14 protein-coding genes, 2 tRNA genes and 1 pseudogene are annotated in these 12,571 nt (G+C 71.0%); 15 read left to right on the top strand and 2 right to left on the bottom strand.

Annotation, left to right across the window (positions count from 1 at the left end; genetic code table 11):
- The first annotated feature begins 108 nt into the window (after positions 1–108).
- The 4 genes from ACWCQ1_RS19215 (at position 109) to ACWCQ1_RS19200 (ending at position 3,800) form a co-directional block, all read left to right on the top strand.
- Entirely contained in the window at positions 109–585 is a 477-nt protein-coding gene (locus ACWCQ1_RS19215) for a hypothetical protein (protein WP_358593379.1), read from the top strand.
- Positions 586–646: 61 nt separating this feature from the next.
- Positions 647–1,933, top strand: coding sequence for a glutamate-5-semialdehyde dehydrogenase (locus ACWCQ1_RS19210; protein WP_208785222.1), 1,287 nt, complete (start codon positions 647–649; stop codon positions 1,931–1,933).
- A gap of 129 nt (positions 1,934–2,062) precedes the next feature.
- The gene (locus ACWCQ1_RS19205; protein ID WP_441349313.1) at positions 2,063–2,629 is read left to right on the top strand and encodes an SCO2584 family spore wall biosynthesis protein; all 567 of its coding nucleotides are present in this window, start codon (positions 2,063–2,065) and stop codon (positions 2,627–2,629) included.
- Between the two features lie 100 nt (positions 2,630–2,729).
- Positions 2,730–3,800: an SCO2583 family membrane protein gene (locus ACWCQ1_RS19200; RefSeq protein WP_133041021.1), complete on the top strand. Its 1,071-nt coding sequence runs from the start codon at positions 2,730–2,732 to the stop codon at positions 3,798–3,800.
- A 56-nt stretch (positions 3,801–3,856) separates the two neighbouring features.
- Here ACWCQ1_RS19200 and ACWCQ1_RS19195 read toward each other — a convergent pair whose 3' ends face one another.
- Positions 3,857–4,966: a M48 family metallopeptidase gene (locus ACWCQ1_RS19195; RefSeq protein ID WP_358593381.1), complete on the bottom strand. Its 1,110-nt coding sequence runs from the start codon at positions 4,964–4,966 to the stop codon at positions 3,857–3,859.
- 127 nt (positions 4,967–5,093) lie between these two features.
- Here ACWCQ1_RS19195 and ACWCQ1_RS19190 point away from each other — a divergent pair, with 127 nt between their 5' ends.
- The 7 genes from ACWCQ1_RS19190 to ACWCQ1_RS19160 all read left to right on the top strand — a co-directional run bounded on the left by ACWCQ1_RS19190 (position 5,094) and on the right by ACWCQ1_RS19160 (position 9,378).
- Positions 5,094–5,255, top strand: a complete 162-nt coding sequence (locus ACWCQ1_RS19190) for a hypothetical protein (protein WP_133041023.1) — start codon at positions 5,094–5,096, stop codon at positions 5,253–5,255.
- A gap of 107 nt (positions 5,256–5,362) precedes the next feature.
- Positions 5,363–5,518 (top strand): hypothetical protein, encoded by a 156-nt coding sequence (locus tag ACWCQ1_RS19185; protein ID WP_165954708.1) that lies wholly within the window; start codon positions 5,363–5,365, stop codon positions 5,516–5,518.
- A gap of 80 nt (positions 5,519–5,598) precedes the next feature.
- Entirely contained in the window at positions 5,599–6,285 is a 687-nt protein-coding gene (nadD, locus tag ACWCQ1_RS19180) for a nicotinate-nucleotide adenylyltransferase (RefSeq protein WP_451026964.1), read from the top strand.
- 16 nt (positions 6,286–6,301) lie between these two features.
- On the top strand, positions 6,302–8,011 hold the full coding sequence (locus tag ACWCQ1_RS19175; protein ID WP_451026963.1) for an LCP family protein: 1,710 nt from the start codon (positions 6,302–6,304) through the stop codon (positions 8,009–8,011).
- 101 nt (positions 8,012–8,112) lie between these two features.
- Complete coding sequence (rsfS, locus tag ACWCQ1_RS19170; protein WP_133041026.1) at positions 8,113–8,556, top strand: ribosome silencing factor; 444 nt, start codon at positions 8,113–8,115, stop codon at positions 8,554–8,556.
- Positions 8,556–9,227 (top strand): histidine phosphatase family protein, encoded by a 672-nt coding sequence (locus ACWCQ1_RS19165; protein WP_358593383.1) that lies wholly within the window; start codon positions 8,556–8,558, stop codon positions 9,225–9,227. The genes rsfS and ACWCQ1_RS19165 overlap by 1 nt, the downstream gene beginning before the upstream one ends.
- 78 nt (positions 9,228–9,305) lie before the next feature.
- A tRNA-Ala gene (locus tag ACWCQ1_RS19160) sits at positions 9,306–9,378 on the top strand.
- A 28-nt stretch (positions 9,379–9,406) separates the two neighbouring features.
- On the opposite strand, the pseudogene ACWCQ1_RS19155 reads toward ACWCQ1_RS19160, so the two are convergent.
- A pseudogene (locus tag ACWCQ1_RS19155) lies at positions 9,407–10,274 on the bottom strand (helix-turn-helix transcriptional regulator).
- A gap of 131 nt (positions 10,275–10,405) precedes the next feature.
- On the opposite strand from ACWCQ1_RS19155, the gene ACWCQ1_RS19150 reads away from it, so the two are divergent.
- The 4 genes from ACWCQ1_RS19150 (at position 10,406) to ACWCQ1_RS19135 (ending at position 12,536) form a co-directional block, all read left to right on the top strand.
- Complete coding sequence (locus tag ACWCQ1_RS19150; RefSeq protein ID WP_451026962.1) at positions 10,406–11,878, top strand: MFS transporter; 1,473 nt, start codon at positions 10,406–10,408, stop codon at positions 11,876–11,878.
- 69 nt (positions 11,879–11,947) lie between these two features.
- Positions 11,948–12,121 (top strand): hypothetical protein, encoded by a 174-nt coding sequence (locus ACWCQ1_RS19145; protein ID WP_133041029.1) that lies wholly within the window; start codon positions 11,948–11,950, stop codon positions 12,119–12,121.
- 3 nt (positions 12,122–12,124) lie between these two features.
- Positions 12,125–12,358 (top strand): hypothetical protein, encoded by a 234-nt coding sequence (locus ACWCQ1_RS19140; protein WP_003976229.1) that lies wholly within the window; start codon positions 12,125–12,127, stop codon positions 12,356–12,358.
- 105 nt (positions 12,359–12,463) lie between these two features.
- Positions 12,464–12,536 (top strand) — tRNA-Ala (locus tag ACWCQ1_RS19135).
- Positions 12,537–12,571 lie beyond the last annotated feature (35 nt).

The raw sequence follows: 12,571 nt of genomic DNA, 5'->3' as shown, positions 1-12,571 counted from the left end.
GTGGACGTTCCGCAAAAGCGTCACGTGGCGGCTCCGGGCCTGCTCAACTTTGTCTCAGGGACACCTTCCGCGCGAGCACTGCTCGACCCTGGGAAAAAGGAGGCCGTCGTGAGACGAGTGCGCCCTGGGACGACGTCCCGCGGTGGCACCGGCGGTACCGGGGGCGCCTCCTCCCGCGCGCCCGGCGAGGAGCGGGCCCTGACCAGCGTGACGGCCGGCGAGCGGTACGAGGAACCGGCCGATCTGCCGCGCCTGTGGCATGTCACGCTCAGCGTCTCCGGCGCCGAGGCTCCCCTGGCGGAGGTCCGGCGCGGTCTCGAGCAGCTCGCCCACGACCATCCCTTCCTCCTGACCAGCAGGTATGCGGGCGACCACGCGGAGATCCGGTACTGGGAGGAGGCCCGCGACCTGCACGACGCGGCCGCGGTCGCCCTGCGGCTGTGGGGCGAGCACCGGCGCACCGCCCAGCTGCCGCCCTGGGAGATCGTCGGCCTGGAGGTCATCGACCGCGAGACCTACCACCAGCGCCTCGCGGAGGGCTACGGCCCGCCGCCGGCGACCCCTGTCGGAGTTCACCCCTTTTGAGACCGTCTCGTTGTTTGGGATGAGCGGTAGACGGGCCCGTCCGGCGCACTACCCTTCCCTCATGACCACGCTTTCGCCGTACGACTCCATGTCCCCGGTCACCCAGGCCGCCTACCGCGCCAAGGCCGCCGCCGCCGACCTCGCCCCGCTGCCGCGCGCGGTCAAGGACGACGCGCTGGGCGCCGTGGCGGACGCCCTGGAGGTCCGTACGAGCGAGATCGTCGAGGCGAACGCGAAGGACATCGCCAAGGCCCGCGAGGCCGGTACCAGCGAGGCCATCATCGACCGCCTCACGCTCACCCCGGAGCGGGTGCGCGCCATCGCCTCCGACGTCCGCGACGTCATCGCGCTGCCCGACCCGGTCGGCGAGGTCGTCCGCGGCTCGACCCTGCCCAACGGCATCGACCTGCGCCAGGTCCGCGTGCCCCTCGGTGTCGTCGGCATCATCTACGAGGCCCGCCCGAACGTCACCGTGGACGCCGCCGCCCTGTGCCTGAAGTCCGGCAACGCGGTCCTGCTGCGCGGCTCGGCCTCCGCCTACGAGTCGAACACCGCCCTGGTGCGGGTCCTGCGGGACGCCGTCGGCGGGGCGGGGCTGCCCGCCGACGCCATCCAGCTCGTGCCCGGCGAGAGCCGCGAGAGCGTCCGCGAGCTGATGCGGGCCCGGGGCCTGGTCGACGTCCTCATCCCGCGCGGCGGCGCCTCGCTGATCCAGACCGTGGTCAACGAGTCCACCGTCCCCGTCATCGAGACCGGCACCGGCAACTGCCACGTCTACGTCGACGCCCACGCCGACCTCGACATGGCCGTCGACATCCTGATCAACTCCAAGGCCCAGCGGCCCAGCGTATGCAACGCGGCCGAGACCCTGCTGGTCCACCAGGACATCGCCCCCGAGTTCCTGCCGCGCGCCCTCGACGCCCTCGCGGAGGCCGGGGTGACCGTGCACGCCGACCCGCGGGTGCTGGCGTACGCGAAGGACACGAAGGCCACCGTCGTCGAGGCCACACCGGACGACTGGGACACCGAGTACCTGTCCTACGACATCGCGGCCGCCGTGGTGGACTCCCTCGACAAGGCCGTCGAGCACATCCGGCTGTGGTCGTCCGGTCACACCGAGGCGATCGTGACGACCTCGCAGCAGGCCGCCCGCCGCTTCACCCAGCTGGTCGACTCCACCACCGTCGCCGTGAACGCCTCGACCCGCTTCACCGACGGCGGCCAGTTCGGCTTCGGCGCGGAGATCGGCATCTCCACGCAGAAGCTGCACGCCCGCGGCCCCATGGGCCTGCCGGAGCTGACCAGCACCAAGTACATCGTCACCGGCGACGGGCACATCCGCCGCTGAGGGAACGGGCACCCACCGGCGGGGCATATGCGCCCGGCACGCGACCTCGCCGCATGAGAGTCGTCTCACCCAGCGGATGAATTTCCCTACCGTCTGCCCAAATTGACCCCCCAGGTCTACTCTGGATCCGTGCCGGAGGACGTGGGGGGCACGCCGTTCCCTGACGGCTGGGAGCCCGACGACGACCACGACCGCGGGGTGTCGGACGAAGAGTTCGCCTCCGTGGTCTTCGACGAGGCCTTCGTACGGGCGGCCGTGGTGCACGAGCCGACCGCCGTCGAACGTCTCCTGGCCGCCGCCCAGGCAAGAGCCGAGGCCTCCGAGGCCGAGGCCCGCCGCGCCCACGCCCGCGGGGAGCGCTACGAGGACGGGTACGACCCCTCCGGGTTCGGCCATGATCCCGACTTCGACGACCTGGACGACACCGACGTCCTCGAAGGCCGCTACGGCGCCCCGGGGACGTACGGCAAGAAGGTCAACTGGCACCGTCCGGTCGCCTGGATGCTGGCCATCGTGATGGGCATCGGCATGGTCGCGCTGGCCTTCACCGCGGTCTACCGGGGCGCCTCCTCCAGCAACCGGGACCAGGTGCCGCCGCCCGCCTCGACGGGCCTGGAACAGGGCAGCGCCGCTCCGCCCTCCGCTTCCGCCGACACCTCCCCGCCCGCGGTCTCGGTGATCCCGCGCACTCCCTGAGCGGCCGCTTCGCGGACTCTGCCGGTTCTGGTGAGAACCTGTCAGAAGTTGTCGCGCACCAGGGCGTTTACCGGGGCTTCCCAAGACCTACCCTGAAGGTATGGGCGGGCCTGGAGACCCACCTGAGGGGACACCCGAGGGCGCCCCCGGAGGTGGAGAGGACGAGTACCGATCCGTCGTCTTCGACGAGTCGTTCGTCCGCGCTGCCCGCCTCCAGGAGTTCTCCGCGCAGGAGCGCATGGCCGACCACGCGCCCGCCGTACGGCGCCGCCCGCCCCTCCACCGGGGCCTGTCCCGGCAGGCCCTCATCCTGGTTCTGCTGATCGCCGTCGCCTTCGGGACGGCGATCTACATGGGTGTACGGCACCCCTACCAGACGCCCGCCGACCGCCGGCCCGTCGAACCCCTGCGGATGACGGTCATACCGCTCTCCCCGCAGGGCAAGGTGCCCGGGGCGGCCGATCCCGAGTACCTGTTCGCGCACAGCCCCGCCGCGCAGTTCCGGGTCGGCGCCGAGGGCATACCGCTGCCGCCCACGCGCCGAACCGCGCACTTCTCCGACAGCCAGGTGGTCGCCGCCCTGACCACTGCGAAGGACTACATCGTCCGCTCCTCGCTCTACCCCGAGGTGATCGGCGGCCAGGAAGTCCGCTCCGTGCGCGTCATGCTCGACGGCGACCAGCTCGACCAGTTCGACCAGAGCTTCGCCCGCCCGACCCCCGACGGGCGCCATCAGCCGACCGGCTGGCTGGTCCGCTTCGACCAGACCCGCGCCGAGCTCGCGGACCCCAGGATCCGCGTCGAGGGCAGCCTGCAGGCCGCCGAGACCGACTCCGCCACCCTCGAGGTGACCGCCGACCACACCTTCGTCTACGCGCTGAGGCCGACCGGCTCCGCCGCGAAGGCCCCGGCGTCCCTGTTCACCGTCCGGCGCGAGCTGCACTTCCGCTTCGACCGCGACGACCTGCGGCTGCACCAGGCCCAGCTGACCGTCTCCTACGTCCAGGCCGGGCCGCTGTCCTGCGCCGAGGACTCCACCAACCACCTCCACCCGTTGCTGGCCGGCCAGACGGCGAAGTCGGGCGGCCCGGCCGGCACCGACCCGTACGCGACGGGCGGCACGACGGCCCTGTGCGGCACGCTCGCGACCAGCGCGCTGCCCAAGGTCTGAGCGAGATGGGAACGGCCGACGGGGAGTCCCCGCCCCGTCGGCCCCTTCCGGTCCGGTCAGTCCTCGGTGCGCGGCGGAGTGTCCGTCGGCGGCTCGTCCTGCGGGCGGTCCTCGCCCTGTGACGGGCTCGTGAAGCCGTCGAAGCCGCGCCGTACGCGGCCGCCCAGGCCCCCCGCCCCGCCGGCGATGTCGCTGACCAGCTTCATCAGCGGGTCCTTGGAGCTCTTCACATTGCTGGCGTAGCTCGCCGCCGACTCACGGAAGGAGTCGGAGACCGAGGTGTCCTTGTCCTCGTCGCGCCGCGGGTAGTGGCCGTCCATGATCCGCTGGTAGTCCCGGGTCTCGGACCACTTCTTCAGCTCGGCCGCCCGGATGGTGGTGAACGGGTGGGAGCGCGGCAGCAGGTTCAGGATCTTCAGCACCGAGTCGCGCAGATCGCCGCCCGCCTCGTACTCGTCGGCCTGCTTCAGGAACGCGTCCACGTTCATCTCGTGCAGGTGGTTACCGCCCGCGATCTTCATCAGACCGCGCATCGAGGCCTTCAGGTCCTGCCCCACCAGCAGCCCCGCCCGGTCGGCGGACAGCTCCGACTTGCGGAACCACTCCCGCAGCGCCGTCACGATCGCCATGATCGCCAGCGTGCCCAGCGGGATCCAGGCGACCCGGATCGCCAGGTTGGTCAGGAACAGCAGGATCGTGCGGTACACCGCGTGCCCGGACAGCGCGTGGCCCACCTCGTGGCCGATGACCGCCCGCATCTCCTCCTCGTCGAGCAGTTCGACGAGGCCGGTGGTGACGACGATGATCGGCTCGTCCAGGCCGATGCACATCGCGTTCGGCTGCGGGTCCTGGTTGACGTACATCGGCGGGACCTTCTCCAGGTCCAGGATGTAACAGGCGTCCCGCAGCATGTCGTTGAGGTGGGCGAACTGCTGGTCGGACACGCGCACCGAGTCGGACAGGAACAGCAGCCTCAGACTGCGCTCGGGCAACAGCCCGCTGAGCGCCTTGAAGACCGTGTCGAAGCCGCTCAGCTTGCGCAGCGCCACCAGCGCGCTGCGGTCCGCCGGATGCTCGTACGCACGGGAGGAGATCCCCGGGAAGCGCCGGCGCTGCCTGCTCGGTACGTGCTCGTGTCCGTTGTGCTCGTGGCCGTCGTCGGACATGTCTTCCCCCACATGCTTGTAGTGGCCCTTTGCGGACCCTTGTGCGGCCCTTTGCGCCCCCGAAGCAAGGCCCAGCCTAGGCGGAGTTACCGTGGACGGGCACCACACCGAAGGAGAGTCCCGCACCATGGAGCACATCCCAGCAGCCGCCTGGCTCGCCGCGGCCGCCAGCGCCCCTCAGCACCAGGGATCGGGGTACCTGCTCCGGGTCGTGCTGGTGGTGATGATCCTGGGCTGCGCGTTCACCGGGTGGTTCCTGCTGCGGGGCTACAAGCGGAAAGACGACTGAGGACCGCCGGGAGTTCCCCGACGGAGGAGTCGGCGTGATCGCCGCCACGGCTCCCGCTTACGATGGGCCGACATCTTTCCCCGCCTACCGGATAGGTCCCGCCGAAGATGAGCCTCCACACCACCGCCGCGCACCTGGTCACCCTGGCCGAGGCCGAGGGCGGCAACCACGACAGCCTCAACCCCGCGATCACCGGTGGCGGCGCCCTGGTCCTCCTGCTGCTCCTGCTGTGGATCACCACCCGCTTCAACCGCGACCGCTGAACCCGTCGTCCCCCCGAAGCGGGGCATCCCGGGCAGCCGCCGAACCAGGCGCTCAGGTCGGGCCGGTAGGGTCTGCACGCATGGGAGAGCAGGACATGCCTACCGGTCCGGCGAAGGACACGTCGAGCGGCACCGAGACCCGTCGGCCGAGCGGACCGGGCAACGGACCGTCGAACCCCGGCAAGCGCCGCCTCGGCGTCATGGGCGGAACGTTCGACCCGATCCACCACGGGCACCTCGTGGCGGCCAGTGAGGTCGCCGCGCAGTTCCACCTGGACGAGGTGGTGTTCGTCCCGACCGGACAGCCCTGGCAGAAGAGCCACCGCACGGTGTCCCCGGCCGAGGACCGCTATCTGATGACGGTGATCGCCACCGCCGAGAACCCGCAGTTCTCGGTCAGCCGCATCGACATCGACCGCGGCGGCCCGACCTACACCGTGGACACCCTGCGCGACCTGCGGGCCCTCAACCCCGACACCGACCTCTTCTTCATCACCGGCGCCGACGCCCTCGGCCAGATCCTCACCTGGCGCGACTCGGAGGAGCTGTTCTCCCTCGCGCACTTCATCGGCTGCACCCGCCCGGGCCATCCCCTGACCGACCACGGCCTCCCGGAGGGCGGCGTCTCGCTGGTGGAGGTTCCCGCGCTGGCCATCTCCTCCACGGACTGCCGTGCGAGAGTCGCCAAGGGCGACCCCATCTGGTACATGGTGCCGGACGGCGTCGTGCGCTACATCGACAAGCGCGAGCTGTACCGCGGCGAGTGAACCGAGAGGGGCACCGGTGAACGACCGATACGACGCGGGCTACGGCGGCGACCAGGACAACCAGGACAACCAGTACGAGCTCGTGGGCTACGACGAGTACGGCCGGCCCGTGTACCAGCAGGTCGCCCCGCAGCAGGCGCCCCAGCAGCCGTACGACCCGTACGCGCAGCAACAGGGCTACGGCTACGACCCGTACGCCACCGGCCCGCAGCAGCCCCCGGCGTACGACCCCTACGGCACCGGCCGGCAGCCGTACGCCCCGTCCTACGACCCGTACGGCGCCGGTACCGCCCAACCGGCCGCGCCCGCCGCCCCGTACGACCCCTACGGGCAGAGCGCGAGCAGCGGGCAGCAGCCGCGGGTCGCCGAGCAGACCGCCCACATCCCGCAGCAGGCCGGCCCGGCGGAACCCGAACGGGACGACACCGGGGCCCCCGCCGAACGGGACTACCGCACCGAGCAGTTCGCCTTCGTCGAGCAGCCCGACGGTGACTCCGAGGACGTCATCGACTGGCTGAACTTCACCGAGAACCGCACCGAGCGCCGCGAGGAGGCCAAGCGCCGCGCCCGCAGCCGCCTCGTCGCCCTCGTGGTGGCCCTGGCCCTGGTCGCGGTCGGCGGCGTCGGCTACCTCTGGTACGCCGGGAAGCTGCCCGGGCTGTCCAAGTCCGGCGCCAAGAAGGGCACGGCGACGGCCGCGGGCGCCCAGAACCGTGACGTGATCGTCGTCCACCTGCACAACACCGCGAAGGGCGGCACCTCCACGGCGCTGCTCGTCGACAACACCACCACCAAGCAGGGCACCACCGTGCTGCTGCCCAACTCCCTCTCCCTGACGGACGACACGGGCAACGCGACCACGCTCGCCAAGTCCGTCGAGGACGACGGCTCCTCCGGCACCCGCGACGCCCTCGACACGGTCCTGGGCACCAACATCGAGGGCACCTGGCGGCTGGACACGCCCTATCTGCAGAACCTGGTCGACCTCGTCGGCAACATCGACATCGACACCGACGCGGACGTGCCGGACCCGAGCGCCAAGAAGAAGGGCAGCGCACCCCTCGTCCACCGCGGCAAGGACCAGACCCTCAGCGGGAAGATGGCCGTCGCCTACGCCACCTACCGCGCCTCCGGGGAGGCCGAGAACGCCCAGCTGGAGCGGTTCGGGCAGGTCATGCAGGGCGTGCTGCGCAAGATGTCCTCCGACCCCTCGGGCGCCACGACGACCGTCCAGACCCTCGCGCAGATCCTCGACCCGTCGCTGACCGACAAGGACCTGGGCAGCTTCCTCGCCAAGCTCGCCGACCTCGCCAAGGAGGGCGATTACAAGACCGCCCTGCTGCCCGTGCAGAACGACGGCACGCTCAGCGCCCAGGCGAGCGCGAGCGTGGTCAAGGACGTCCTCGGCGGCACCGCCAAGAGCCCCGACCAGGGCTCCGCCGTCCGGGTCTCGGTGCAGAACGCCAGCGGAGTGAAGGACAACACCGAGAAGACCCGCGTGACGCTCGTCAACGGCGGCTTCACCTTCATCGACGGCGGCACCGCCGCAGGCGCCTCGGCCACGTCCAAGGTCGTCTACTCCGACGCCGCCGACAAGGACAACGCCACCGAGGTCGCCAAGACCCTGGGCCTGCCCACCGGCTCCGTGAGCAAGGGCCAGACCGGCGCGAACGCCGACGTCTCGGTGGTCCTCGGCAAGGACTACAAGCCGTCGTCGGCCTCCTAGTCACCCGGCGGGCGCCCCACGTGATCCCTTAATCACGTGGGGTGCGCCCGGCGGTCCGTGAGACCCTTGGTGTCAAGTGACCGCCGACCGAAAGCCACGTAGTGACCGCCACCGACCGCTCCATCGAACTCATCCACACAGCCGCACAGGCGGCCGCCGACAAGCTCGCGCACGATGTCATCGCCTACGACGTCAGCGACGTCCTGTCGATCACGGACGCCTTCCTGCTGGCCTCCGCGCCCAACGACCGCCAGGTCAAGTCGATCGTCGACGAGATCGAGGAGCGGCTGCAGAAGGAACTCGGCGCCAAGCCGGTGCGCCGCGAGGGCGACCGCGAGGCCCGCTGGGTACTGCTCGACTACGTCGACATCGTCGTCCACGTGCAGCACAGCGAGGAGCGTGTCTTCTACGCCCTGGAGCGGCTGTGGAAGGACTGCCCCGAGCTGGAGCTGCCCGCCGACGCCAAGGCCACCCGCGGCAAGGGCGAGGAGCACGCCAAGCTGCGGGCTGCCGAGGAGGCGGCCGACCTCGGCGGTGAGTGGTGATGAGCGCCACCGGTGAGGTGTCCGCCGGCCGCCCCGGGCGGGGCCGCCGCGTCATCCTGTGGCGGCACGGCCAGACCTCGTGGAACGTGGAGCGCCGCTTCCAGGGCAGCACGGACGTGCCGCTGACCGAGGCCGGGCTGGCCCAGGCGCGCCGGGCCGCCCGGCTGCTGGTCTCCCTCGCGCCGGACGCGATCGTCGCCTCCGACCTCCAGCGCGCCGCCCACACGGCGGCCGAGCTCGCCGCGTTCACCGGCCTGGAGGTCACCCACGACGAGGGCCTGCGCGAGACCTACGCGGGCGTCTGGCAGGGGCTGACGCACGAGGAGATCATCGAGCGGTACGGCGAGCAGTACGCCGCGTGGAAGCGCGGTGAGCCGGTCCGCCGGGGCGGCGGCGAGCTGGAGACCGAGGTGGCCGACCGGGCCGCCCCCGTGGTGCTCCGGCACGCCGAGAAGCTCCCCGACGACGGCACGCTCGTCGTGGTCAGCCACGGCGGGACGATCCGCACCACCATCGGGCGCCTGCTCGGTCTGGACTCCCACCACTGGGAGAGCCTCGGCGGTCTCTCCAACTGCAGCTGGTCGGTCCTGGGCGAGGGCGCCCGCGGCTGGCGGCTCCTCGAGCACAACGCCGGCACTCTGCCGGAACCGGTGCTCGGCGACGACGACTGAGCGGATTTCACTTTCCGGCAGGTCGCAGGCTAAAGTTCTTCTTGTTCACCCCGCCGAGCGGGGAGAACGAGGGAACACGGGGCTATAGCTCAGTTGGTAGAGCGCCTGCATGGCATGCAGGAGGTCAGGAGTTCAATTCTCCTTAGCTCCACAAGCTCCACAAAGGAATCCCGTCTCCGTCAGGAGGCGGGATTTCTCGTTGGCCACACCCGCTCACGCCGCTCCCGCAGCAGCGCCACCTTCTCCCGTGCCGCCTCGTCCTCGGGCGTGTAGACGACGATGCGGCACTCCGGCATCCCGTCGATCTGGAGCGACTGCGAGGCCATCCGCAGTTCGCCCACCGCCTCATGACGGAACGTCTTCACCCGCGGCCCCGGAGGTGTCACCTCGCCGCTCGCCCACAGCCGGGCGAAGTCGGGACTGGCCTCCGACAGTCCGCTGATGAACCCCTCCCAGGCCGGCTCGCCCACATGGCGGCCGTACCAGGACCGCAGCGTCGCCACCATCAGCGGCAGCTCGCGGTCGCGGTACACCACCGGGCAGACCTCCTCCGGCAGCGTGAACAGCGTCCACAGCACGTTCGGCACGCCGATCCGGGCCGTTTCCGGCACCAGGAACAGGGCGCGGTAGGCGGCGTTGGTGGCCAGGATGTCGTACCGCGAGCTGTAGACCACCGCCATGAGCGGGTCGAGGGCGTCGATGATGCCCTGCACCTCCGGCCCGACGGACCGCGTCAGCCGCTCCGGGACCGGTTCGAAGGGCACCTCCGCCAGCCGGTACAGATGCTCCCGCTCCGGCGGGTCCAGCCGCAGGGTGCGCGCCACCGCGTCCAGGACCTGCGCGGAGGCGTTGATCGGGCGGCCCTGCTCCAGCCAGGTGTACCAGGTCACGCCGACACCGGAGAGCTGGGCGACCTCCTCGCGGCGCAGGCCCGGTGTGCGGCGTCTGAACCCCGGGGGCATGCCGACGTCCCGCCGGAGTCACCCGGGCCCGCCTCGTACGCAGGAAGGCGGCCAGCTCCGGCCGCTTGCGATGTGTCGTCGTCATCGTCACGTCCCCCGTCACGTCCCCGTCGTACACCCATCCTCAATGCCGGGCTTGTCCGCTGCCAGGTGCTGTCAGTACCAGCATCGGCGGGCTCTCGGCACCGGTACCGAGACGTCGTCAGGCTCGACGGCATGACGACGACCACGCCCGGGACGGGGCCGGGTTCCGTCCCGGCTCCACACCCCGCACCCAGTAAAGCCCCCGCCACTGACAAACGGTCCCGGCAGCTGCTCGCGCTGGTGCTCGCCGCCCAGTTCATGGCCCTGCTCGACGTGTTCATCGTGAACGTCGCGGCCCCCACCATCGGCACCGAACTCCACGCCTCCGGCTCCGACTTGCAGCTGGTCGTCGCCGGATACGCCATCACGTACTCGGTGCTGCTGATCACCGGCGCCCGCCTCGGCGACCGGCTGGGACACGGCCGGGTCCATCTCGCCGGGCTCGCCCTGTTCACCGCCGCCTCGCTGGCCTGCGGACTGGCTCAGGGGGCGACCGAACTCATCGTGTTCCGGCTGGTGCAGGGCGCCGGATCGGCCGTGATGATCCCGCAGGTGCTCAGCCTGATCCAGCGCACCTTCACCGGCGAGGCCCGGGCCCGGGCGCTCGGCGCGTACTCGGCGGTCATCGCCGTCGGCGCCGCCGCCGGGCAGGTCGTCGGCGGACTCCTGGTGAGCGCCGACCTGTTCGGCACGAGCTGGCGGCCGGTGTTCCTGGTGAACGTGCCCGTGGGCCTCGTCCTGCTGGCCGTCGGAAGCCGGGTCCTGCCGGCCAGGGACTCGGCCGCACCGGAGCGGGCGCGCGGTCTCGACCTTCCCGGTCTGCTGCTGCTCGGCGCGGCCGTGTCGCTGTTAACGGTGCCGCTGGTGCTCGGCCAGGAGCAGGACTGGCCGCTGTGGTCCTGGCTCTCCCTGGCCTGCGCGGCGGTCCTCTTCGCGCTGTTCAGCCGTTACGAGTCCGGCCTTGCCCGGCGCGGCGGCGCCCCGCTCATCGCCCCGCGGGTGCTGCGGCAGCCCGGCATGGGCCTGGCGGTGTTCCGCATCCTGGCGGTCATGGCCGTCAACGGCGGCTTCCTGTTCGTGCTCACCCTGCACGTCCAGGGCGGCCTCGGATACAGCGCCCTGCGCGCGGGCCTCGGCTTCGCGCCGACGGCGGTCGTCTTCGGCGTCGTGGGACTGACCTGGCGCTCCTGGCCCGCGTCCTGGCAGCGGCTGCTGACGCCGGCCGGGTTCGTGCTGACCGCCCTGTCCGTGATCGGCGTGGGGCTGCTGCTGAAGGGCGGCGACGACGGCGGGGCCGCGCTGTACGCGGCGTACGCCGGTGTCGGCGTGGGCATCGCGCTCGGTTTCAGCCCGACCCTGACGCGCGCGCTGGCCACGGTCCGGCCGGAGGACGCGGCGGACGCCAGCGGGCTGCTCGCCACGGTCGCACAGCTGGGACAGCTGACCGGAGTCGCCGCGTTCGGCACACTGTTCCTGAACCGGCTTGAGTCACTTGGGGCCCCGGGGGCGTATACCTCTGCGGAGGCGCTTCTGGCGTGCATGTTCGCGCTGGCCGGTACGGCCGCGGTGGGTGCCGTGTCCGGACTGGTACTGAGGCGTCGCTGACCGTATCGGCCCGGCCGTGGCAGAATCAAACGGCCGGAAGGGGGCGCGGCCCGACGGGAGGGAGCAGTGATGCCTGCGAGCATCCTCGAGGAGGACGGCCACCTCCTCGAAGCGGCGTCGACACGGGACACGGTCACCCGCCTGAGCTGCCCTTCCTGTGGTTCCGCCCACGTCGCGCAGGTTCTCGGCGACAACGGCGGGATCTCCTACGTGTGCACGGCCTGCGGCCACAGCTGGAGCTGATCGATGGGTGCACACAGGCGGAAGTGCGACTGGTGCGGCAGTGGTACGCCCATCGTCCGCGACATGGAACCGGTCAATCCCGACTACCAGTACTGGTGCGAGGAATGCGCGCGGGCGCTGATCATAAAGGGCGACCCGATCGAGACCTACCGCGAGCTGGAGGGCGAGCCGATCTACGGCCGTCTTCTGGAGGAACACTGCACGCTCAAGCGGTTCTACTCGTTCGTCACGGCCTGACCCCCGTCCCGCGCGGGGGCCGGGGGCAAACGATTTGGTGTTCCACCCGGTCGACCGTGTAATGTTGGCGTCGCCGCCGGGGAAACCGGGCGGAACACACCGCAAGGGGCTATAGCTCAGTTGGTAGAGCGCCTGCATGGCATGCAGGAGGTCAGGAGTTCAATTCTCCTTAGCTCCACAGCAGATCCCGCCGGATCATCACGATCCGGCGGG

The organism is Streptomyces sp. NPDC002144 (assembly GCF_053593695.1).
This window is presented reverse-complemented; position numbering and strand designations above follow the sequence as displayed.

Bases quoted from the DNA above. Each gene is read 5' to 3' on its own strand.
- ACWCQ1_RS19165 (WP_358593383.1), top strand. From the start codon at position 8,556: ATGAGCGCCACCGGTGAGGTGTCCGCCGGCCGCCCCGGGCGGGGCCGC.
- ACWCQ1_RS19200 (WP_133041021.1), top strand. From the start codon at position 2,730: ATGGGCGGGCCTGGAGACCCACCTGAGGGGACACCCGAGGGCGCCCCC.
- ACWCQ1_RS19145 (WP_133041029.1), top strand. From the start codon at position 11,948: ATGCCTGCGAGCATCCTCGAGGAGGACGGCCACCTCCTCGAAGCGGCG.
- ACWCQ1_RS19190 (WP_133041023.1), top strand. From the start codon at position 5,094: ATGGAGCACATCCCAGCAGCCGCCTGGCTCGCCGCGGCCGCCAGCGCC.
- nadD (WP_451026964.1), top strand. From the start codon at position 5,599: ATGGGAGAGCAGGACATGCCTACCGGTCCGGCGAAGGACACGTCGAGC.
- ACWCQ1_RS19195 (WP_358593381.1), bottom strand. From the start codon at position 4,966: ATGTCCGACGACGGCCACGAGCACAACGGACACGAGCACGTACCGAGC.
- ACWCQ1_RS19150 (WP_451026962.1), top strand. From the start codon at position 10,406: ATGACGACGACCACGCCCGGGACGGGGCCGGGTTCCGTCCCGGCTCCA.
- ACWCQ1_RS19210 (WP_208785222.1), top strand. From the start codon at position 647: ATGACCACGCTTTCGCCGTACGACTCCATGTCCCCGGTCACCCAGGCC.
- ACWCQ1_RS19140 (WP_003976229.1), top strand. From the start codon at position 12,125: ATGGGTGCACACAGGCGGAAGTGCGACTGGTGCGGCAGTGGTACGCCC.
- ACWCQ1_RS19185 (WP_165954708.1), top strand. From the start codon at position 5,363: ATGAGCCTCCACACCACCGCCGCGCACCTGGTCACCCTGGCCGAGGCC.